The organism is Campylobacter sp. P0109, assembly GCF_002138755.1.
GTDB classification, from domain to species: domain Bacteria; phylum Campylobacterota; class Campylobacteria; order Campylobacterales; family Campylobacteraceae; genus Campylobacter; species Campylobacter devanensis.
This window is the reverse complement of the sequence record NZ_MJKK01000002.1, coordinates 85,772-108,560: the sequence shown is the minus strand read 5'-3', so window position 1 is coordinate 108,560 and position 22,789 is coordinate 85,772. Positions and strand designations below refer to the sequence as shown.

Here is a 22,789-nt window from a genome sequence, read left to right as displayed (position 1 = left end):
ATCAATTCCTATATGTTAAGATCTTTGCGTCTAAGCATAAACCATATACTACAACCAGCAGCTATAAAGCCAAGAACTACCATATAATACGCCAAATACATAGGGTCAAATTTAAATACCATAGCAGTAGCAAATGGAGTAGTAACACCACCAGCTATAGCATAAGCAATATTGTAAGCAAATGAAATCCCACTAAATCTAAGTTTATTAGGAAATATTGCAATCATTAAAAATGGCGCTCCACATGGACCAACACAAGCCAGTAAGCCACTAAGCAAATAAAGCCCTAGAACCATCTCAAAACTCGCCCCACTATAAAGCGCATCAAAATAGGCATAAACACTAATTGAAAATAATAAAGCCAATACTAAAGTAGTTTTAGCAATACCATATTTATCACTTAATCTACCATAAATAAAACAACCAAAACATAAAAGAACTATAGCACCCATCTGCATATATATAGTTGTAAGACGCCCTAACTCAACTCCATCAGCGTTAAATGCCTTAGGCATAAAATTTGGCATTAAAAGTATAAGAACAACAATACATCCAGTTAAAACCCAAGTGATAAGCATAGATGTTATACTATCAATTTTATGAAATTTAAATATAGATTTTAAAGGAATTTTATCAAGCTCATTTCTCTCTTGCATCTCTTTAAATACTGGCGTTTCGCTCAAATATCGCCTAAGATATATAGATATAAGCCCGAAAAATCCACCTAAAATAAATGGTAATCTCCACATCCCATCTCTAATCTCATTATCATTCCAAATATCTTTAACAATCATAGTAACAAAACTACCAAGCAATATACCAGCTACAACTGCTGCTGTTAGAATGCTTATGCTAGTATATAGCTTTCCACGAGGTGCATGCTCACTAACAAATACCCACGCTCCAGGAAGCTCTCCGCCAATTGCAATACCTTGTAAAATTCTAATAATAACTAAAATAATTGGTGCTAAATATCCAATACTTTCAAATGTTGGCATAATACCTAATAAAAATGTAGGAATAACCATAAGCAAAATAGAAAGCATAAACATATTTTTACGGCCATTTTTATCCCCAAAATGTGCCATAATCACCCCACCAATCGGCCTAGCTAAATATCCAGCAGCAAAGGTGCCATATGTATTAAAAATAGCCCAAAATGGATCTAAATCAGCCGGAAAAAATAGCAATGATATATAAGAAGCAAAAAATACAAAGATAATAAAATCATAAAACTCAAGCATTCCACCAAGAGATGAAAGCCCCAAAATTCTAATGTCTGATCTACTAAATGATCTAGCCATCTTATTCCTTATTTAAAAATTAAATCTAGTATTATACAAAAGCATTACTAAAATAGAGTTTAATAATAAAATCAAATACTAAATCAAATACTATTTATTTAAAAAATATTTAAATTTAAAACTTAAATTTTGAATATTTTTTAATAAATATAGCAATAATTCAGATAAAATCTTGAAATTTAATCTTAAGGAATTAGCTTGATAGAGTATGAGGGTTTTAAAATAGAATATAGCAAAAAACGGGTAAAATATCTACGCTTAAAGATTACTAAAACTGGCGATATTAAGCTAGTAGCTCCACTCAGTGCAAGCAAATTTCAGATAGAAAGCTTTATCTCATCTCATACTAAATGGATAGAAAAAACCCTATCAAAAATCCCAAAAACAGACCCAAACTCCATAAAATTTCTAGGTAAAAGCTATCAAATTCAAATTTCACCAGATTTTAAAATTATTGATAATCAAATAATTACACCAGATATTCAAACTTTTATAAACTACGCAAATAGCATATTAAAAGATCTAATAAACCAGTATATAAATATATATAATCCTAAAATAAATAGACCTATAAATGCCATAAGAATCAAAAAGATGAACACAAGGTGGGGGAGTTGTAATAGTAAAAAAGGGTATTTAAATTTCAGCACCCAGCTAATCCAAAAAGATAAGAGATTTATAGAATATGTGGTGCTTCATGAATTAGCTCACCTCATCTATGCGCACCACCAAAAGGAGTTTTATGATTTTATCTACTCTTTAATGCCTGATTTCAAAGATAGGCTCAATCTATAAATCTTTTTGTTATATCGCCGTAAGACTCGACTCTTCTATCTCTTAGAAACGGCCACCATCGCCTAACTTCTTCGCATTTTTTCATATCTATATCTACTATTTGGACGATTTCATCTGTGGAATTGGCTCTAAATAGCTCCACGCCTTGAGCATCAAAAACAAAGCTATTCCCCCAAAATCTAATCCCACCACCGCACTCATCGCTCTCAAATCCTACACGATTAACAGCGATAACAGGTAGATTATTGGCTACAGCATGCCCCCTTTGGACTGCTACCCAAGCTTCTAATTGAGCTGATTTAGTCACTTCATCGTCTCCATCAAACCATCCAATTGCCGTTGGATATATCAAAATTTTAGCCCCGCTTAAAGCCATCAATCTAGCCGCTTCTGGATACCACTGATCCCAACAAACTAAAACCCCAAGCCTACCTAAACTCGTATCAATAGGCCTAAAACCCAAATCACCTGGGGTAAAATAGAATTTCTCATAAAAATTTGGATCATCAGGGATATGCATCTTTCTATATTTGCCAGCCTCTTTTCCATCGCTATCAAAGACAACTGAAGTATTGTGATATAAGCCCTCAGCTCTCTTCTCAAATAGCGAAGTTACCAGCACTACCTTATTATCCTTAGCTACATTAGACCAATAAATTTTATCTTTTTCATAATCATTTGCTAGATCAAATTTACCCACGCTCTCATCTTGACAAAAATACGCCCCTTGATGAAGCTCTTGAAGCACGACTAGCTGCGCTCCATCTTTGGCGGCTTTTTGAATCATCTGTGTAGTATGCTTAATTGTGCTATCTTTGTCCCCGTAATATCTATGTGCGATTAATGCTACTTTCACTATTTTATCCTTTTAAATCTATTTTGGCTTGAGCAGTGTAGGCTACCATTTTGTCTGATAAAGACTCTACTATCTACACCTATTATATCTCTATTTGGCAAAGCACTTTTAAGAGCATTTATAGCATATTCATCAGCCACCTTATCTGCATAAGTTGGTACAATTACAGCATTATTTATAAATATAAAATTGCAATATGTAGCGCCAAGTCTTTTGCCTTCATAAATTACAGGTTTTGGCAATGGTAGAGCTACAAGATTAAACCCAGCTGCTTCAAGCTCTTGCTTCATTAAATTTAATTCTTCATAATGCTCATCACTCTCATCATCACAAGCTGCGTAAGCTATGGTATTTGGGGATATAAATCTAGCTAGAGTATCTATATGACTATCGGTATCATCGCCTTTTATAAATCCATGATTTAACCAAACTATCTTATTTAAACCAAACAGATCTTTTAGCTTTATCTCAAGCTCATCTTTACTAAGTCTATTTCTATTATTATTTAATAAGCACTCAGTGGTTGTAAGCATTACTCCATCACCATTAAAATCTATACTTCCACCTTCTAAAATCAAATTAATCTCTTTTAATTTAGTTCCAAAATGCTCAAATAATTTCTTATTTACTGCATCATCTTTGCTACTTTTAAACTTACCGCCCCAAGCGTTGAATTTAAAATCATAGCTGATAATCTCATCACCTAAATTCACATCTATCGCACCATAATCTCTAATCCAAGTATCATCGGTATCGATTTGTAAAAATTCGCAATTTTTATACTTCTTAAACCTATCAAAATCACCTGAATTTGGGGCGATCAATAGCACTTTTTGGTAATTACTAACCACCCTTACTAACTCTTCATAGCTATCTAAAATTTCATCTAAATACTCAGCCCAATCGCTATTAATATGTGGAATGCTAAGCATCAAAAGCTCTTGGTCTTCCCACTCTCCAAAGGCTCTAATCTTACCTAAATTTGCCATCAAAATACCTTTAATTAAATCCCAAAAGAATAACAAAAAAAATTTTAAAATCCAATAAACTATAGATTAAATTTAGCAATTTTTTGCTATTATTTTGGGCTATTTTTACAAAAGGAGATTTATGGTTTTTAGCTCTTATGCTTTTATATTTGGCTTTTTGCCTGTTATGATAGTTGGATTTTATCTATTAAAATACCTTAATTATCATAGGGCTTCTAATATATTTTTAGTCCTTGGAAGTCTATTTTTCTATGCTTTTTGGAATGTTTTGTATCTGCCTATTTTGGTTGGGTCGATTTTGATAAATTACCTTATCGCTAGTAGAATTTTATCTATTAAATTAGCCAAATTGGGGGGGGGGTAAGAGCCTTTTAATCATTGGAATTATCCTTAATCTTAGCTTACTTGGGTTTTTTAAATATACAGATTTTTTCTTAGAAAATTTCAATCTCTTTAACCAAATTTTAAATTTAAATTTCAATATCCCCTTGCCACATATAGTTTTGCCTTTGGCTATATCATTTTTCACTTTTCAGCAGATCGCATTTTTAACTGATTGCTATAAAAATGTAGATATCAATGACCTAAGGGAGCATGGTAAAAAGATAGATTTTATAGATTATTGCCTATTTATCAGCTTCTTTCCGCAATTAATCGCCGGACCAATAGTCCATCACAAAGAGATGATGCCACAATTTAAAGCTAATGAGACTATCCCTACTCAATATCAATCCATAGCCAAAGGGCTATTTATCTTTAGTATTGGACTATTTAAAAAGGTATTTATCGCAGATAGCTTTGCGAAGTGGGCTAATGCTGGATTTAGCTATGTAGAAAATGGCGGAATTTTAAATATCATAGAGTCATGGGTAACATCGCTTTCATATACTTTTCAACTCTATTTTGATTTTAGTGGGTATTGTGATATGGCTATTGGACTTGGGCTGATGTTTGGTATCATCTTGCCTATAAATTTCAACTCACCATATAAATCATTAAGCATAACCGAATTTTGGCGTAGATGGCACATAACCTTAGGTAGATTCTTAAAAGATTATCTATATATTCCACTTGGTGGCAATAGATTTGGCAAGATTTTAACCCTTAGAAATCTCTTTATTGTGGCGTTTTTAAGCGGAATTTGGCATGGTGCTGGATGGGGATTTGTGATTTGGGGTGCGCTTCATGGCGTTGCTATGATGATTCATAGAATTTATCTATATTTTGATATCTCATTAAGATACGCAAATTCAAAAATCTATAAAATTTTTTGCTGGTTTATAACATTTAATTTTTTAAATATCACTTGGATATTTTTCAGAAGTCAAAACTTAGATGGGGCTTTAAATTTACTTAAAGGAATGTTTGGGGTTGTCTGGATAGAACTACCACAAAGGCTTAGATTTCCTTTTATTTTAGAGCAAATTGGCGGTAGAAATGATACTATAATATATCTTATCATCGCACTAATCATAACTCTAATGTGCAAAAATAGCATTGAGATGCTAAATTCATTTAAGCCAAATTTGAAAAACGCAATTTTCGCTGGATTGTTGCTATATATAGCACTCATCACACTTAGCATAACTCCATATGTAGAGTTTATATATTTTAATTTTTAAGGTTTTAACATGTCAGATAAAAATGCGAAAAAATTTATAATAGCCACTATCATTACCCCTATAGCTCTTGGTACTATTTTATTGAGCTTAATATATATCTATGATCCACTTCAAATATTTCATAAGAGCTTTTTTGATAAGCCACGATTTTTTGGAGAGATGCGTATCGGAGCTAAGGGGATTATAGAGCATTATGATTATGATTCATATATTCTTGGTACCTCTATGCTACAAAATACCTCCGCAAAAGAAGCAAATCAAAAAATTGGCGGAAATTTTGTCAATATATCTCCAGCAGCAAGCAGCATAGCAGAAAGAGCGATTATATTAAATTTTTTATTTAAGCATAAAAAACCTAAAAATATAATCTACTCTTTAGACGCATTTAGCGATGAGATGCGAGGGAAGATAGATTTTAAACTCCTTTATGATGACTCAAAATTAAATGATTTAGAAGCATACTTAAATGATAGATTTCTAATCTGTATTTTAACACTTAGTAAAAATGAGAAATGCATTGGTAAGCCTGATATTGAAACTCTTTTACAATGGTATAGAGAAGAAAAACAACAACAAAGATTGGGCGGATTTGCTAATTGGATAAAATACAATCCAGATGAGCTAAAAAAATTTGATCTTTTCAATCTAAAGCCAATAATATTTGATGAAAAATTATTTGATACAACAAAGCAAGAGCAGTTTATCGCCAAATACACAATACCTTTTATTAAAGATAATCCGCAAACCAAATTTTACCTAATACTCCCACCATACTCTAGATTTCATTTTAAAGTTTTTCCAGAAGCTTTTATGGAGCGTAAAAAGGTGATATTATATCTACTTGAACAGATTAAGGATTTAGATAATGCTACAATTTATGCTTTTGATGATTTGGATTATCCTGATGAGATCGCTAATTACGCCGGAGATACGGTTCATTACGCCCGAGATATGAATAGCATAGAGCTTAACGCTATTAAAGATAAAACTCATATTTTAACCCTTGATAACGCACAATTATATTTTGATAAAGTAGAGCAAAAGATCAAATCATATGATATAAAGCCATTTGTTGATATGATAAAAAATTTATAATAAACAAGGTTTTAACATGTCAGATAAGAATGCAAAAAGATTTATATTTATTTCTTTATTATATCCACTGCCTTTTGTAGTTATAGTTTTTGGGTTAATATATATTTATGACCCATTTCAGATATTTCATAAGCCATACTTTAGAGAAGTTACATTCTTTAAAGATATGAGAAAACAAGCTTTAGGGATTATAAAACATTATAAATTTGACTCATATATAATAGGCACCTCAATGCTAGAAAACACAGACTCCAAAGAGGCTACAAACAAGCTTAACAGCGATGGCAGATGGATAAATATATCGCTTAGCGGTAGCACTTTTAACCAAAGAGCTATGGTTTTAGATTATATCTTTCAAAATCAAAATCCAAAACATATTATATACTCTCTTGATGGATATTATATGGTAAATATGGTAAATAGACTAAGCAATAGCACTTTGGATTGGGATTTTCTATACGATAATAACCCATATAATGATATAAAATTATATAGAAATTCTAAATTTATGATTTGTGCTCTTAAATTTTCAGATGATAAAGGATGTGTAGGCACAATAGATGATATCTATCAAATCACTAACTGGTATAAAGAATATAAAGAACTATTTGGTGGATTTGATAACTGGATAAAAAATAAAGATAATGGTACGATCAAGCAAACACTAATAGATATCAAAAATGGCAATATAAAAAATATTGAAAAAGAAGATATAAGGGATATCTCACCCCAACAAGATTACCTACACAAATATCTAATTAGATTTTTTAGAGATTATCCAGATACTAAATTTTCGATCATCATCCCAACATATTCAAGATTATTTTATCGTATGCAAAATATAGAAACAATATATAATGATAATTCCAAGTTTTTTTATACTTGGGAGAAATCTTTAAGATATTTTATCACTCAAAGTAGTAGTTATAAAAATGTCAAAGTATATGGATTTGATGAATTAGATTATGCTGATGATATTGCTAATTATAGAGACTTGCCACATTATAACAAAGATTTGAATTCAATCCAGCTCGACGCTATAAAAAATCAAACAAATATCCTAACTCCACAAAATATAGATAAATATCTAGCAACACTGGAGCAAAAGATCAAATCCTATGATATAAAGCCATTTATCAAAGCTTTAGAAAATATAGAGATAGAGCAGATAAAGCAGTAAATATAGCCCATAAATAGGGCTATATCAAATTTAATTATTTAAATTATCGTTTTAGCTGATTTACGGTTTGGAGCATTTCATCACTTGTTGTGATAGCTTTTGAGTTGGCTTCATAAGCTCTTTGGCCTGTGATAAGATCAGTCATCTCTTCTACTAATTGGACATTACTCATCTCTACAAAGTGTTGCTTGATCTGACCGAAGCCATCAGTACCGCCATTACCGATATTTGGTGCTCCGCTCGCTGCAGTTTCTAAAAATAGATTATCCCCCATAGCGTGAAGTCCAGCTGGGTTTATAAAGTTAGCTAACTCTATTTGACCGATCTGTGTCATCTCTTCATTGCCTGGTTGAAGTACTGATATAGTTCCATCAGTTCCTATTGAAATTTCAGTAGCATCAGCTGGAATAGTCATCTCAGGAAGTAGTCTATAACCATCGCTATTTACTATATTTCCATCGCCATCAAGCTTAAATGAGCCATTTCTTGTATATGCTGTAGTACCATCTGGGAGTTGGACTTGGAAAAATCCATTACCGGCAATTGTCATATCAAGTGCGTTTCCTGTCTCTTTGAAATATCCTTGCCCAAACATCTTTGTAATAGCAGTCGGACGCACGCCAAGACCTACTTCCATACCTGTAGGACTCATTGTAGTAGCGCTTGTCGGTGTGCCTGCGTATTGCATAGTTTGATACATTAAATCAGCAAATTCGGCTCTATTTTTCTTAAAGCCTATAGTATTGACATTTGAGATATTGTGCGAAGTTGTATCTATTTGTGTTTGTTGTGCTATCATACCTGTAGCTGCTGTATATAGTGATCTTATCATTATCTTATCCTTTAATTAGCTCTCATAGAAGCTAGTTTATTTATTGCATCTTGGTTAAGGTCGCTCATATGCGTTGTCATAACTTTTTGGTACATATCTACCATTCTTTGTGTTTCAATTAGACTTACCATCTCTTTAACTGGATTTACATTTGAGATTTGTGCATAGCCTTGAGCGATTGATCCACTTTCAATATTGTCAGTTAGACCATCGATATTATCTAGTTTATAGAGATTATCGCCCTCTTTTTGTAAATCTCTAAGCTCTCTAGGCTGAGCGATATAAAATCTCCCCACAGGCTCATCTCCTGCGTAAATATTACCATCTTTGTCGACTGTCATTTGAGTATCTTGCGGGATTTGAATACCTCTATTTGGTCCTTGTTGAGCAGCATAGTTGCTAGGCAGTACTCTATAACCCTCTTTTGTAACTAAATACCCTTCGCTATCTAAATTTAGCGAGCCATTTTTAGTCAGCCTTATACCTGATGGACTATCTACTAGTAAAAATAGATCATTTTTGCCAAGTGATATATCTAGCGGATTATTAGTATGCTTTAGCCCACCAGTGCCAAAATCAGTATAAACCTCATTGATATGTGGCACTCTATTTAATGTGCGGTTTAGAAATTTAGCTGAATCTTTAGTGTGATTTTCTAACGGCAAAGCATCCTTTGTCTCTTTAAATATTCTTTCAAAATCAGCTATCACCACATCATCTTTTTTATATCCGCTAGTATTTACATTAGCTAAGTTATTAGTAATGATATCTAAGCGGTTAAACTGAGTCACCATTGCGCCAGTTGCTTGATAATATCCATTTTGCATAATCGCTCCTGCGTTAATTTGCTAATCCTTAAGCAAGTTGTGTTCCAATTTTGAATTTAAACTATAAGAACTCCCTTAGTTTCTATATGTTATAATCATAGATTGCTACTCCTCCACGCACATATCGCATTCTATTATCATATTTACTTAGAATACTTATTTTAGCCTTAGGCATACTGCTATGCAATGCTCTATTTATTCTATCATTTGTATCTTTACTAAGCTGAGCTAACTCTATTATAGATGAGTTTTTGCTCTGCTTTATTACTTCGCCACTATTTGGCAATACTCTATACTCATTATTTGCTCTTATTGATAATATATATTAAATTATATCTTAATGTTTTATAATATTAAAAATATCATAAATCAACAATAAAAAAGATAATCATATAAAAATCTTAAGCTATAAAAAATTAATTTTAATGTATAATTGCAAGTTACTTTGAAAATCAAAATAAGGTTTATAAATTTGACTAAATTACTCAATGAAAAATTTTTTAAATTCATCTTTTCTGTTAGTATAATTATTATTGGCGTGTGGCTTACATTTCCTAGTGAGCTTACATCAGCACAAAAATCAGCCTACACAAATGCATATTTTACTACCATTATGCTTACTTTTGGCGGGATTAGCATCGGTATTGTTTTGGGCTTTATATTAGCTTTTTTAAAATTCTTAAATATTAAAATTTTATCATTTTTTATAGATGAATATATAGATATTATTCGTGGGACGCCTGTACTTTTACAATTAATGATATTTGCTTTTGTTATTCTTGCTACACTTAGCGATAATTTCTATGCAGCTGTGATTGCCCTAGGACTTAATAGTTCTGCGTATGTCGCTGAGATAGTTCGCAGTGGTATCAATAGTGTCGATCGTGGTCAGATGGAAGCAGCTCGTGCTATGGGATTAAGCTACAGTGTTTCAATGCGTCTAATAATATTCCCACAAGCAATTAAAAATATTCTACCAGCTCTTTCTAATGAATTTATAAGCTTATTTAAAGAGACATCTGTAGTAGGATTAATAGGAATATTTGATTTAACAATGCAGAGCAAAAGCTTGCAATCTACACTATTTACTCCTGAGCCAATTTTATTTGCTGGTGTGGTGTATTATGCTAATGTTAAACTATTCTCCGTTATAGCAAAATTATTAGAAAATAGGCTAAATAGACATGATTAAGACAATAAATTTAACAAAAAACTATGGTGATTTATGCGTTTTAAATGGTATAAATACGCAGATAAATAGAGGCGAGGTAGTAGCTGTAATTGGCCCAAGTGGCGGCGGTAAAAGTACATTTTTACGCTGTTTAAATAGATTAGAAGAGCCTACAGATGGAGAGATAATAATAGATGGCCAAAATATCTTAGATAAAAAAGTTAATATTAATAAAATTAGACAAAAAGTAAGTATGGTATTTCAGCATTTTAATCTATTTGCCAATAAAACTGTAATGCAAAATTTAACATTAGCTCCAATTCAAGCCAAATTATGTAGTGAATCTGAAGCAAAAGATAGAGCTATTGAACTTTTAAAAAAAGTTGGCTTAGAATCCAAAGCCGATGTATATCCACACAAGCTAAGTGGTGGCCAAAAACAAAGAATTGCAATCGCTAGAAGTTTAGCTTTAAAACCTGAAGTTATACTATTTGATGAGCCTACAAGCGCCTTAGACCCTGAGATGATTGGCGAGGTTTTATCTATTATGAAAGAGGTTGCAAATGAAGGGCTAACTATGGTTGTAGTAACTCATGAGATGGGATTTGCTAGAAATGTAGCTAGTAGAATATTTTTTATGGATAAAGGCATAATTGCCGTAGATGGCTGCCCTAAAGCAATATTTGAAGATACTACCCACCCAAGATTAAATGAGTTTTTAAACAAAGTACTAAATCACTAATAAAGGAACAAAATGAAGCTACTATTTAAACTTTTAATTAGCATCGCTATGCTAATAGTCGCAGCAAATGCTCAAACAATCAAAGTAGGCACAAATGCCGCTTATCCGCCATTTGAATTTGTCAATGAACAAAATCAAATTACTGGATTTGATATGGATTTAATCGCTGAAATTGCAAAAAAAGTTGGCTTTAAAATTGAGATTGTAAATATCTCATTTGACTCTTTAATCCCTGCACTAAAAGCTGGTAAAATAGATATTATAGCAGCTGCAATGAGTGCTACACCTGAAAGATTAAAAGCCGTTGATTTTAGCAAACCATATTATCATACTATGAATTTATTTATCAAAAGAGCTGATAATAAAGAGCTAACTAAATTTGAGCAACTTGAAGGCAAAAAAATATCCGTCCAATTAGGCACAGTCCAAGAGCTAGCCGCTAAAGATATTAAATCAGCTAAGGTTATGGCTATTGATGAGATATTTGGTGCGGTTATGGCAGTCAAAAACGCAAAAGCCGATGCTCTTATCGTAGATAGCTCAATAGGCTATGGATATTTAAAACAAAATCCAGATTTAGTTGAATTTTTACATCTTCCAGATGGTAGCGAAGGCTTTAGCTTTGCATTTGATAAAGGCAAACACAAAGAACTTCAAGCAAAAATCAACTCAGCTATTGATGAATTAAAAAACGATGGCATATATGATAAGCTTTTAGTTAAATATAATCTAAAATAAGGTTAAATAATGAAAAATATATTCAAATTTATTCTTGTAATTGCACTGACTGCAGTTAGCTTAAATGCTAAAACAATTATAGTAGGCTCTGATGCTGAATATCCTCCGTTTGATTATATAGACGAAAATGGTAAAATTGCTGGATTTGATATCGATTTAATAAATGAAATTTCAAAAATTGCTGGATTTGAGTATAAATTTACAAAGATTGGCTTTGATGCTCTAATCCCTGCTTTAAAAGCTGGTAAAATAGACGCTATCGCAGCTAGTATGAGTGCTACACCAGAACGAAAAAAATCAGTAGATTTTAGCGATCCATACTTTTTTACTAAAAATTTATATCTAAAACTAGCTACAAATAAAGATATAACTAATAAAGAACAATTAAGTAAATTAAAAATTGGTGTAATGCTAGGTACGGTTCAAGAAGGTGTAGCTCATGCTATAAAAGGAGCTAAAGTTATACCAACTGAAGGTATTGCTGGTTCAATTATGAATTTAAAAGCTGGCAAGGTAGATGTAGTTATCGTTGATAGTTCAGTAGGATTTGGATATCTTAAGAAAAATAGCGATATCATAAGCTTTTTAGAAGAATCAGATGGTAGCGATGGGTTTGCATTTGCATTTGATAAAGGCAAAGATAGCGAATTCTTAGCTAAATTTAATGCAGCATTAAAAGAGATTAAAGAAAACGGCACTTATGATAAACTCTTAATCAAATATGATTTAAAATGAATCAAATTTACGCACTAACCGATCAACACTTCACCCCACTAAACACTCTAAAAGCTCAAATTAATGAGCTTTTAGCCGGTGGAGTCAAAATAATCCAATATAGAAACAAAAGCCAAAATCACGATATCGCTTTACTAAAAGATATAAGCCAAATTTGCAAAAATAGCGGTGCTCATTTTATTATTAACGATGATATAAATTTGGCTAAAATAGTAGGAGCTAGTGGAGTACATATAGGCAAAGATGATGATAGCCTACAAAAAGCTAGAGATATTTTAGGCTATAATGCATATATAGGAGTAAGTTGTTATAATGACTTAGAGCGTGCTAAAGATGCAGTAAAAAATGGGGCTGATTATGTAGCTTTTGGAGCTTTGTTTGCTAGTCCTACTAAGCCAAATGCGTCTATTTGCTCACTTGATATAATAAAAGAAGCAAAAAATAACCTAACTAGTAAAATCGCAGTAATAGGCGGGATAAATAGCTCAAATTTAAATATCGTTAAAGATCTTGAAATTGATTATATAGCCATTGTTTCAGCACTATATACATCTGGGTCAATCACGCAAAATCTAGCCAAATTAAACACGATATTAAAGGGGTAAAATGGATATAATCTCAGCTATAATCTTAGGCATTGTAGAGGGGCTTACTGAGTTTTTGCCAATTAGCTCAACTGGCCATATGATTCTTACTTCACACTTTTTGGGTCTTGAGCAGACTCAAATTTTAAAATGTTTTGAAGTAGTTATTCAATTAGGTAGCATTTTGGCTGTAGTTTGGGCGTTTAGAGAGCGTTTGACAAGTGATATTTCACTATGGATTAAGCTAATTATCGGATTTATACCGACTGCGATTATTGGATTTTTGGCTTACAAATATATTAAAGAGCTATTTAATCCAAATACAGTAGCCTATATGCTGATAATCGGCGGTATTATTTTCATCATTGTTGAGCTATTTCATAAACGCCCTAGCTACACTCCTAGCACAATTCACCTACACAATGTCAGCTATAATCAAGCCTTTATAATTGGTCTTAGCCAATGCCTAGCTATGATACCAGGGACTTCTAGAAGTGGCTCTACTATTATCACCGGTTTGCTTTGTGGGCTTAGTCGTGAAGTGGCTGCTAGATTTAGCTTTTTGCTCGCTATCCCTACTATGTTAGCAGCTACAATATATGATAGCTATAAAAATAGAGAGATTTTCGCTACAAATTTAGATCAAATTTGGATATTTTTAACTGGCGCTGCTGTGGCGTTTATCGTAGCTTTAATAGTGATTAAGCTATTTTTGCGTTTTGTGGCGCATTTTAGCTACATTAGTTTTGGGATTTATCGTATAATTTTAGGATTAGCCTTTTTGTCGCTATCAATTTAAAGATTTGGCTAACTCTACGCAATCTTTAATAGTTTGAGATTTAGAGATTATGGGATCTGTATATGGCTTTAATGCTTGGGCTGTGGCTTTGCCGATAGCAACTGCTTTGTAGCTATCATCCCAACCCAAATTTTGGATAAAGGCCCTCACATTAATCGGGCTTGTAAATATCAAAATTGAGTTAGGTTTTGGCTTGCTAGATATATCTTTTTTTAAGACTAAATTCTCATAACCATCAATCACGCTTATATCAATACCATTTTGAGTAAAATATATATCTAAATTTGAAATTGTCTCTTTGGCTTTGATAAATAAAACCCTTTTACCATATAATTTCTCTAAAATTTCAGCCCCAAACTCACTTCCGTGCGAATTTTGCGCTTCGTAAATTTGAGTAAAGCCAAATTCCTTGCAAGATAGCGCCGTAGCCTTGCCAATAGCAAAAACCAAAATATCAGCTAAGATTATAGAGTTAAATTTAAGCGAATTAATACCATTTTTACTAGTAACTATAAGAGCGTCAAATTCACTCAAATCGATATTAAATTTATTAAATTTAATATCGCAAAGCGAAATTTGCTCCACACTCTCATCATCAAAAGGCGTATTAGAGATTAAATATATCATAAGTTATCAATTAGTAGCTTTTTAACCTACTCTTTTTTATTGCACCATATGACTATATATCGCATTCACACACTGCTTTACCTGCAAATCTGAAATCTTCGCCTCAACTTCATTATAATTCTCAATATATTCAACTAACATATCACTCTTTATAATTGGTATGGGACAATTTTCACTTCCTTCTATTATAGCCTTATCATTTGCAATACAAATAATACTTATAACCTTGCAATTTTTTGGAAGGAATGACATCAGAATTTTTTCATGCTGCCTTATTTGCTGAAGTGGATTTTTTAGTCCTTCTTCTTCATTATCCTTTTTTCTTATCCAATTACCATACTGATCAATAACTAACTTTCCAGTATAATTTTTTGTTTCAATATTGAAAATCCCCTTATTTGAAACAATTAAATGATCATATTCCTGTTGTTCATCAATAAACTCGGCATTTTTAATAAAAATACATCTATTTCCAACCTTATCATTCGATTTTTTTTCGATTTGAATGTAAGATTTATCTAACCATTTTAAAGCATAGTCTACTTTTTGTTCCCCTTCATTTCCACTTAGTTTATCTTGGGCATACTTTTCATTTGTTCGTATGAAATCTGCCTCCTTAGCAGACTCTGTGTCATAATAAAAAATCAATGCTTCATCTAACAAATCTTGTGAAATATATTTATTTTTTGCCTTATTTTTATTAATCCGATTCATTTTATCGCTAATAAGGATGCTCCCCAACCTATAAATATCTATATACTCTCCATAAGGAAACTCATTTAACTTCATTCCAGCATGACGTGCTTTTGAAGATAATAGATTCTCTTTTTCCTTATATTCCTTATACAAATCTAGCAATTCCTTAAATCCTAATCTATCTATGCTCTCTCGAAGTTTTATTTTTAAACCACTTATAGGGCCATATTGTTGAAGTAATGATTTCTCATTAAGTTTATCAACTCTTCCGCACACATAATGAAAACAATAATCCAAAAACAATTGAATGTTGCTACTCTCTTTAGCATCAAAAATTTCTTCTTGAGTAAGTCCTTGTAACTTTGCTCTTAATGATTGTAATTTATCCTTTGAAGTATTCCATTTATCTAGACTACTTCCATTAAGCATTTCAAGTTTTTCCAAATAATTGCCTTTATTCTCAAGATTATTACCACATACATCTGTAAACTCTTTTAATTTATCTTTAATCTCTTGTCTTAGATAATTTTCTCTTGTTTTAGAAAAATTCTTTGGCAACACACTACTCAATAAATCATACGCCTCTTTTATACAATTTACCTTTCTTGGATACCGCCATCTTTCATCATAATCCATTGAAAAATAGTCACTGGTACTCTGCAATCCATAATTCACATATGTATATTTATTTACTCTAAATTTTTTGCACGTATATTGTAATAATTGCTTCCATAAAAAATGCTCAACACCAAAATCATTCTTATATTGACGCAATTTTTGGCTCATATCGTATTGATGTCCAGCTATTTCTTTAATCAACTCTTCGTACGATGCAGTGTCACTATACATAAAAACATAATCTCCATCATACAAATATGCAAATGTAATTTCTACATTTATAAAATCAATGTCTATTAATCCTACTTTGCTAAGTTCCCTTATGTTGATATTAACACCATCAACACTTATACATTCTTTTTCTAAATTAAGCTTCATATATTTTCTCTCAATTTCATTTACTCCCACTCGATTGTCGCTGGTGGCTTAGAGCTGATATCATAAACTACACGATTGATCCCGCTAACTTCATTTATGATCCTACGGCTACAATTTTCTAATAGATCATAAGGCAATCTAGAAAAACTCGCCGTCATACCATCGCTAGCATCCACTACTCTGATACAAACAGCATTTTCATAAGTTCTATTATCACCCATTACACCAACTGAGCTTACATTTAAAAGCACACAAAATGCTTGCCAAGTCTTATCATACCAACCACTACTTTTAAGCTCTTGCTGAAGTATCACATCAGCTTTTCTAAGTAGCTCAAGACTAGGCTCATCCACCTCGCCCATTATGCGTATCGCTAGACCTGGCCCAGGAAATGGATGGCGGAAAACCACATCACGACTAAGCCCAAGCTCCAAGCCAAGCGCCCTAACCTCATCTTTGAAAATCTCTCTTAAAGGCTCAATAAGCTCAAATTTCATCCAATCAGGAAGTCCGCCTACATTGTGATGGCTCTTAATGGTTTTAGAAGCACCAGCTACGCTACTCTCAATTATATCAGTATATAGAGTTCCTTGAGCTAGATACTTTACATTAGCGTGCTTTTTAGCCTCGCTATCAAAAACTTCTATAAATGTCTCGCCGATAATTTTGCGTTTTTTCTCTGGGTCTCTTACACCTTTTAAACGACTTAAAAATAGCTCACTCGCATCAATGCTAATCAAATTCACCCCAAGTTTTAGCTTAAACATCTCCTCAACTTGCTTAGCTTCATCAGTGCGAAGAAGTCCATTATCTACAAATACAACTATCAAATTTTCTGGCACCGCAGTAGCCAAAAGCGCTGCTACAACAGAGCTATCCACACCACCACTTACAGCACAAAGCACCTTATCATTACCTACTTTTTCTCTAATAGCTTGAATTTGAGTCTTAGCAAAACTTCCCATATTCCAAGTGCTATCGCACCCACAAATCTTGGCAAAATTCTTAAGCATCACACTCCCAAACTCGCTATGAGCGACCTCTGGATGAAACTGCATAGCATAAATTTTGCGCTCAAAATCACCAAAAACACAAAATTCGCTATTTTGGCTCTTAGCTATCACTTCAAAGCCTTTTGGTAGCTCATTTACCTTATCAGAGTGGCTCATCCAAACAATGCTATTATCTACCACGCCACTCATAAATTCACACTCTTTTATAATCTCGATATTAGCCTTGCCATACTCTTTGTGACTAGCTGGTGCGACATTTGCGCCATTTTTATAAGCGATTAATTGCATACCATAGCATATCCCAAGAATAGGCAGTCCAAGAGCAAAAATCCCATCATCACAAAAATAGGCATTTTCATCATAAACACTAGCTGGGCCACCACTTAGAATTATACCTTTTGGGTTTTTTGCTTTTATAGTATCTATGCTAGCATTAAAAGGTACAAGCTCAGTATAAACTCCTTGTTCTCTAAGTCTTCTAGCAATTAGCTGAGTATATTGCGAGCCAAAATCTAGTACCAAAATATCTGCATTTTTCATAACTCATCCTAAAATTAAATTTGTGCAAGTCTATCTAAATTTGGCTGATAAATCAATTAGCCACATTTACTTGCTGCGAATATGTATAAAATGGATCAGACTTATATCCACACCCTACTAAAAAAATTAAGCAAAAAGCAGCTATAATAGCCAAATGCGAAGTTTTGAGATTATTAATCATATTATCAACGATCCTAAATATAAAAATTTAAAAGCTGCTAAAGAGGCAAGAAATTTGCTAAATTTATTAGGTGTAGCTAAGAGTAAGCTTATTAAATTTAGCTATCAAAAAGATGGAATTTTATTCATAGCCGTTACACATCCACTCGCCAAATTTGAGCTAAATCATGATAGTATCAAATTTCAAATAAAAAACCTATTAAACACCTATATTAGCAACAATCCAAATAGTGCATTACAACCAATAAATAGTGTAGTAATCTTTATTACAAAACTAAAAAATTTTCAAGAAGTATCACCGCAACAAAAGCCTATATTTATAGAAAAAAGTGATGGATTATTTAAAAACAGTGCAAAAGATGAGCAAATTTATATGCTTTTTGAAAAGCTTAGAGAGTCTATAAATGCTAATCGATGAACTAAAATCTCTGCCTAATAGCCCTGGAGTTTATCAATATTTTGATAAAAATTCAAAACTTTTATATGTTGGCAAAGCTAAAAATTTAAAAAATCGAGTAAAGAGCTACTTTAACGCCGATGCCTCACCTAGCCCAAGACTAAGCCCTAGAATAGCCAAAATGATAAGTGAAGCTATACATATAGAGTGGATTACAACTTCAAGCGAACAAGATGCGTTAATATTAGAAAATTCATTTATCAAGCAACTTCATCCAAAATATAATATTTTACTAAGAGATGATAAAACATATCCATATATTTGTGTAGATTTAAGTGTAGATTTTCCTAGATTTGAAATTACTAGAAAGGTTTTAAAAGGCTCTAATATCAAATATTTTGGCCCATTTTTTAGGGGTGCTAATGAAATTTTAGAAGCTTTGTATTTGGAGTTTAAACTAGTACAAAAAAGATCTTGTTTAAGAGAAAAAAAGGGCTGTTTATTTTATCAAATTGGACGCTGCCATGCACCTTGCCTTGGATTAATAAATAAAGAAGAGTATGCTAAAATCATAGATGAAGCTATAAAAAAGATTAAAAATCCAGAGCTTTTAATACCAAATTTAGAAAAAACAATGCTAAACTTAGCTCAAAATGAAAATTTTGAAGAGGCTGCTAAGATTAGAGATCAGATAAAAGCAATCAACGATACAGCTATTAAAATTCAAATCGATTTAGCTAAATTAGAAGATTTTGAAGTAATTAGTGTAAATATTAGTAGTAGCTTTGTTTGCGGGGTCAGGTTTAGCGTACGAGATGGTAGAGTGTGCGCATCTACTCATACTATAAAACCGGCTAAAGATATGGTAGAATCAGATCTAGAGGCTCTATATTCTACAATGATTTTAGATACTTTTAGTATAGACCAACCAGTTGGTGCAACTAAAATTTATACATATATGAAGCTTGAAGATGCTAAGATTTTAGAAAATATCTTAAACTCTCGCCACAATAAGAAATTTCAAATCATCCAGCCAAAAATAGGTGAAAAAAAAGAGCTAGTAAATATAGCTTATCAAAATGCTATTGAATTAATCAAAAAACATATAAAAACAAATGACTACACCCTAGCAAGGGATATTCAAGAGACATTTGAGCTAAATAATCTACCATTAAAAATTGAGATTTTTGATAACTCTCATCTATTTGGCGCAGCCCCTGTGGGTGCGATGGTTGTGTGGGAAAATGGAGAGTTTAATAAGACAAAATACCGCCATATGCATCTACAAAATATAAATGATTATGACCAGATGCAACAGATGCTAACTCATAGAGCCAAAAGCTTTGATAAATCATCAGCTCCAGATTTATGGGTAATAGATGGAGGCGATGCGCTACTAAATTTAGCTAATGATATTATTAAAAGTAGCGGTGCAAATGTAGATATAATCGCAATTTCTAAAGAAAAAATTGATGCTAAAGCCCATCGTGCTAAAGGCAAGGCAAATGATAAAATTTGCACAAATATAGGCAAATTTAGTCTAAACTCAAACGATATTAAACTTCAATTTATTCAGCGTTTGCGTGATGAGGCGCATAGATTTGCCATTAGCTTTCATCAAAAAATTAGGCAAAAAAACGATATACAAAGTAGTCAATTAGCCAATTTAGGCATTTCAAAAGGTTCTATAATTAAATTAATTAACTATTTTGGAAGCTTTGAAAATATTAAAAATGCAAGTTTTGATGAGATTAAAAAAGTAACAAACAAAAGCGTAGCTCAAAAAATAACTAATGAGAGCTAAATTTAAAATCTAAATTTAGCTCAAAAAATTAATTAAAACTCCTGAGTAAACTCATATCCAGCATCTTTTAATGCTTTTTCTATAGTATCTTGATGCTCTTTGCCTTTGGTTTCTAGCGTGATGGTGATTTTGGCATCGCCATAACTTAGCTTGGTTGAAAATCTATCATAATCAATCTTAACTATATTTGCCCCAGCGATTCTTAAAACATCTCCAAGCGCCATTAAAGCACCTGGTTTATCTATCAATGTGACATTGATTATCATCTTTCTATAGCTTTTTAAAAGCCCTTTTTCGATAATTACACTTAGAGTTTGGACATCTATATTGCCACCACTTAATATAGCGCCGATTTTAGAGCCCTTTTTAAACTCAAATTTACTCTCCAAAATCGCCGCTACAGATACCGCTCCAGCGCCTTCAACCATAATCTTTTGCTGCTCTAAAAGATACAAAATCGCATTTGCTATCTCTTCATCATCTACTTGTACCATATCATCAACGCACTCTAAAATATGAGATAGAGTAATCTGGCTAGCGTCCCTTACAGCAATTCCATCAGCTATAGTGCGCACACTTTTGGAGTTGTGTTGACACCTATCTTTAAAACTCTCAAACATAGCCGGCGCCCCTTTTGCACTAACACCAATAATCTTAATATCAGGATTAATCTGCTTAGCGCAACTCGCCACACCGCTAATTAACCCACCGCCACCAACAGGCACGACAATATAATCAAGATCGCTAACCTCATCAAGCATCTCTAAAGCTATTGTCCCTTGACCTGCTTGGACTAACTCATCATCAAAAGGGTGGATAAAACTCATATTATTCTCTTTAGCATATTCTAAGGCATATGCATAAGCTTCATCAAAATTATTACCCTTTAATATCACCTCAGCACCCAAAGCTTTAGTTCCTGATACTTTTGAAAGCGGAGCAGCCTCTGGCATAATAATTATAGCTTTTACTCCAAAATGCTTAGCGCTAATTGCTACGCCTTGAGCGTGATTACCAGCACTTGCAGCAACTACACCGCACTTTTTAGCATTTTCATCTAAATTTGCAATCTTGTTAAAAGCACCCCTTACTTTATATGCTCCTGTGATTTGAAGATTCTCTTTTTTTAGGTATATATCAGCACCAGCTATCTTGCTTAGTTTTGGAGCAAAGCCAAATGGAGTTTTAGCCACAAATCCATCAATATTTCGTTTAGCTTGAATAATTTTATTTAGACTTATCATTTTTAAACCTTTTATGCTCTATCATTATACAGGCATCTTGTATGAAATTTAATCCTACATCTTGTGCTATTTGCTTAGCCTCATCATTTACAATTCCTAGCTGAAGCCATAGATTTTTTACACCTAAATTTATAGCTTTTTTAGCCAATTCAGTGGCAAATTCGGCCTTTCTAAACATCACAATAGTATCTATTTTTTCTGAAATTTCATCTATACTTTGATATATTTTTCGACCTTTTATCTCACCACTTTTTGGATAAATAGGAAAGACATTAAAACCCATATCTATAAGATAGCAACCTACTTGATTACTAGCTTTAGTATCATTAGGGCTAAAGCCTACAACGGCTATATTTTTCATAGAATTTAAGATATCTTGCATTACTTTTTCTTTTTTAATAATTTAGGGGTGAATTTTAACTAAATTTTACTAAGTTTAAATTTAAACCGCCCAAAAGTGAGTGATTTATACTCAAACTTTGGCGGTTTTTGAAGTTTTTTTATTAAATTTAGACTAACTTAAAGTCTTATTTAGTAATTCTTTTTACATCAATCTCATTTGCTTTAAGAGCGTTGCCATCAACTTCGCCATATATCGTGATAAGCTCATCAGGCCCAACACTAACTCCACCCCAATCATCATCATCAATCTCTATAATAATAGTATCTTTACCATCGCTAAATTTATATTTTTCGTGGCCTACTTGAGAGATGATTTTGCCTTTTATCTCAACCCAGGTATCATCCCACGCACTAAGGGCCGCTTTGACGCTATTTACCCCATATCTAGGACCTAAAAATCCGCCTTGATTCATCGGTGCTTGACCACCTGTAAAGCCTGAAGTATTTGATTGGCTAGCACCGCCTGTAAAACCTGCTGCGTTTGCGCTAATTGTTAAAGCTAAAATAGCTATTAAACTGAGTTTTTTCATCTTAATTCCTTTTAATAATTAATACAGCGTAATTATATATGATATTTGTTAAGCTATTGTGAATTTTAATTATAAAGATAGAAATTGATTT

Annotated in this window: 23 protein-coding genes and 1 pseudogene; 12 read left to right on the top strand and 12 right to left on the bottom strand. The window is 32.6% G+C overall.

All coding sequences use genetic code 11. The features are described 5' to 3' along the window. Positions 1 to 8 precede the first annotated feature (8 nt). Entirely contained in the window at positions 9 to 1,304 is a 1,296-nt protein-coding gene (locus tag CIGNP109_RS03195; protein ID WP_086228180.1) for an MFS transporter, read from the bottom strand. Between the two features lie 198 nt (positions 1,305 to 1,502). Between CIGNP109_RS03195 and CIGNP109_RS03190 the strand changes: the two genes are divergently transcribed. Continuing rightward, positions 1,503 to 2,099, top strand: coding sequence for a M48 family metallopeptidase (locus CIGNP109_RS03190; RefSeq protein WP_180380007.1), 597 nt, complete (start codon positions 1,503 to 1,505; stop codon positions 2,097 to 2,099). Here CIGNP109_RS03190 and CIGNP109_RS03185 read toward each other — a convergent pair. Both CIGNP109_RS03185 and CIGNP109_RS03180 read right to left on the bottom strand, forming a co-directional pair. Beyond that, complete coding sequence (locus tag CIGNP109_RS03185; RefSeq protein WP_086228178.1) at positions 2,089 to 2,955, bottom strand: carbon-nitrogen hydrolase; 867 nt, start codon at positions 2,953 to 2,955, stop codon at positions 2,089 to 2,091. The two genes, CIGNP109_RS03190 and CIGNP109_RS03185, sit on opposite strands and share 11 nt — an antisense overlap. Then, on the bottom strand, positions 2,955 to 3,926 hold the full coding sequence (locus tag CIGNP109_RS03180; RefSeq protein WP_086228264.1) for an agmatine deiminase family protein: 972 nt from the start codon (positions 3,924 to 3,926) through the stop codon (positions 2,955 to 2,957). Before CIGNP109_RS03180 ends, CIGNP109_RS03185 begins: the two co-directional genes overlap by 1 nt. A 139-nt stretch (positions 3,927 to 4,065) precedes the next feature. On the opposite strand from CIGNP109_RS03180, the pseudogene CIGNP109_RS03175 reads away from it, so the two are divergent. The 3 genes and pseudogenes from CIGNP109_RS03175 to CIGNP109_RS03165 all read left to right on the top strand — a co-directional run bounded on the left by CIGNP109_RS03175 (position 4,066) and on the right by CIGNP109_RS03165 (position 7,841). Further along, positions 4,066 to 5,566: pseudogene (locus tag CIGNP109_RS03175) on the top strand (MBOAT family O-acyltransferase). A gap of 9 nt (positions 5,567 to 5,575) precedes the next feature. Next, a complete protein-coding gene (locus tag CIGNP109_RS03170; protein ID WP_086228177.1) occupies positions 5,576 to 6,661 on the top strand; it encodes a hypothetical protein in 1,086 nt (361 codons plus the stop codon). A 16-nt stretch (positions 6,662 to 6,677) separates the two neighbouring features. Further along, a complete protein-coding gene (locus CIGNP109_RS03165; protein ID WP_086228176.1) occupies positions 6,678 to 7,841 on the top strand; it encodes a hypothetical protein in 1,164 nt (387 codons plus the stop codon). 43 nt (positions 7,842 to 7,884) lie between these two features. On the opposite strand, the gene flgG is transcribed toward CIGNP109_RS03165, so the two are convergent. The 3 genes from flgG to CIGNP109_RS03150 all read right to left on the bottom strand — a co-directional run bounded on the left by flgG (position 7,885) and on the right by CIGNP109_RS03150 (position 9,786). Then, a complete protein-coding gene (flgG, locus tag CIGNP109_RS03160; RefSeq protein WP_086228175.1) occupies positions 7,885 to 8,673 on the bottom strand; it encodes a flagellar basal-body rod protein FlgG in 789 nt (262 codons plus the stop codon). A gap of 11 nt (positions 8,674 to 8,684) precedes the next feature. Then, on the bottom strand, positions 8,685 to 9,500 hold the full coding sequence (locus CIGNP109_RS03155) for a flagellar hook-basal body protein (RefSeq protein WP_086224782.1): 816 nt from the start codon (positions 9,498 to 9,500) through the stop codon (positions 8,685 to 8,687). 82 nt (positions 9,501 to 9,582) lie between these two features. After that, complete coding sequence (locus CIGNP109_RS03150) at positions 9,583 to 9,786, bottom strand: hypothetical protein (RefSeq protein ID WP_086224783.1); 204 nt, start codon at positions 9,784 to 9,786, stop codon at positions 9,583 to 9,585. 186 nt (positions 9,787 to 9,972) lie between these two features. Between CIGNP109_RS03150 and CIGNP109_RS03145 the strand changes: the two genes are divergently transcribed. From CIGNP109_RS03145 to CIGNP109_RS03120, 6 genes are read left to right on the top strand one after another with little or no spacing between them, the layout of a single operon-like run. Next, positions 9,973 to 10,692 (top strand): amino acid ABC transporter permease, encoded by a 720-nt coding sequence (locus CIGNP109_RS03145; RefSeq protein WP_086228174.1) that lies wholly within the window; start codon positions 9,973 to 9,975, stop codon positions 10,690 to 10,692. Then, positions 10,685 to 11,413, top strand: coding sequence for an amino acid ABC transporter ATP-binding protein (locus CIGNP109_RS03140; protein WP_086228173.1), 729 nt, complete (start codon positions 10,685 to 10,687; stop codon positions 11,411 to 11,413). Before CIGNP109_RS03145 ends, CIGNP109_RS03140 begins: the two co-directional genes overlap by 8 nt. Before the next feature lie 12 nt (positions 11,414 to 11,425). Continuing rightward, positions 11,426 to 12,151 (top strand): basic amino acid ABC transporter substrate-binding protein, encoded by a 726-nt coding sequence (locus CIGNP109_RS03135; protein WP_086228172.1) that lies wholly within the window; start codon positions 11,426 to 11,428, stop codon positions 12,149 to 12,151. Positions 12,152 to 12,160: 9 nt separating this feature from the next. Then, on the top strand, positions 12,161 to 12,886 hold the full coding sequence (locus CIGNP109_RS03130) for a transporter substrate-binding domain-containing protein (RefSeq protein ID WP_086228171.1): 726 nt from the start codon (positions 12,161 to 12,163) through the stop codon (positions 12,884 to 12,886). Next, entirely contained in the window at positions 12,883 to 13,491 is a 609-nt protein-coding gene (thiE, locus tag CIGNP109_RS03125) for a thiamine phosphate synthase (RefSeq protein ID WP_086224788.1), read from the top strand. Before CIGNP109_RS03130 ends, thiE begins: the two co-directional genes overlap by 4 nt. A 1-nt stretch (position 13,492) precedes the next feature. Then, positions 13,493 to 14,269, top strand: a complete 777-nt coding sequence (locus CIGNP109_RS03120) for an undecaprenyl-diphosphate phosphatase (protein WP_086228170.1) — start codon at positions 13,493 to 13,495, stop codon at positions 14,267 to 14,269. Here CIGNP109_RS03120 and CIGNP109_RS03115 read toward each other — a convergent pair. From CIGNP109_RS03115 to guaA, 3 genes are read right to left on the bottom strand one after another with little or no spacing between them, the layout of a single operon-like run. Beyond that, positions 14,261 to 14,896, bottom strand: coding sequence for a uroporphyrinogen-III synthase (locus tag CIGNP109_RS03115; protein ID WP_086228169.1), 636 nt, complete (start codon positions 14,894 to 14,896; stop codon positions 14,261 to 14,263). The two genes, CIGNP109_RS03120 and CIGNP109_RS03115, sit on opposite strands and share 9 nt — an antisense overlap. A gap of 36 nt (positions 14,897 to 14,932) precedes the next feature. Then, entirely contained in the window at positions 14,933 to 16,618 is a 1,686-nt protein-coding gene (locus tag CIGNP109_RS03110; protein WP_141081044.1) for a nuclease-related domain-containing protein, read from the bottom strand. Continuing rightward, entirely contained in the window at positions 16,609 to 18,141 is a 1,533-nt protein-coding gene (gene guaA, locus CIGNP109_RS03105) for a glutamine-hydrolyzing GMP synthase (RefSeq protein ID WP_086228167.1), read from the bottom strand. The genes CIGNP109_RS03110 and guaA overlap by 10 nt, the downstream gene beginning before the upstream one ends. A 154-nt stretch (positions 18,142 to 18,295) precedes the next feature. Between guaA and CIGNP109_RS03100 the strand changes: the two genes are divergently transcribed. Further along, the gene (locus CIGNP109_RS03100) at positions 18,296 to 18,739 is read left to right on the top strand and encodes a hypothetical protein (protein ID WP_086228166.1); all 444 of its coding nucleotides are present in this window, start codon (positions 18,296 to 18,298) and stop codon (positions 18,737 to 18,739) included. Next, complete coding sequence (gene uvrC / locus CIGNP109_RS03095) at positions 18,726 to 20,522, top strand: excinuclease ABC subunit UvrC (protein ID WP_086228165.1); 1,797 nt, start codon at positions 18,726 to 18,728, stop codon at positions 20,520 to 20,522. The genes CIGNP109_RS03100 and uvrC overlap by 14 nt, the downstream gene beginning before the upstream one ends. Before the next feature lie 32 nt (positions 20,523 to 20,554). Here the strand turns inward: uvrC and ilvA are convergent, their stop codons facing one another. The 3 genes from ilvA to CIGNP109_RS03080 all read right to left on the bottom strand — a co-directional run bounded on the left by ilvA (position 20,555) and on the right by CIGNP109_RS03080 (position 22,698). Next, a complete protein-coding gene (gene ilvA / locus CIGNP109_RS03090) occupies positions 20,555 to 21,766 on the bottom strand; it encodes a threonine ammonia-lyase (RefSeq protein WP_086228164.1) in 1,212 nt (403 codons plus the stop codon). Next, positions 21,750 to 22,148: a CoA-binding protein gene (locus CIGNP109_RS03085; protein WP_086228163.1), complete on the bottom strand. Its 399-nt coding sequence runs from the start codon at positions 22,146 to 22,148 to the stop codon at positions 21,750 to 21,752. The genes ilvA and CIGNP109_RS03085 overlap by 17 nt, the downstream gene beginning before the upstream one ends. Before the next feature lie 145 nt (positions 22,149 to 22,293). Next, positions 22,294 to 22,698, bottom strand: a complete 405-nt coding sequence (locus CIGNP109_RS03080) for a YgiW/YdeI family stress tolerance OB fold protein (RefSeq protein WP_086224797.1) — start codon at positions 22,696 to 22,698, stop codon at positions 22,294 to 22,296. Positions 22,699 to 22,789 lie beyond the last annotated feature (91 nt).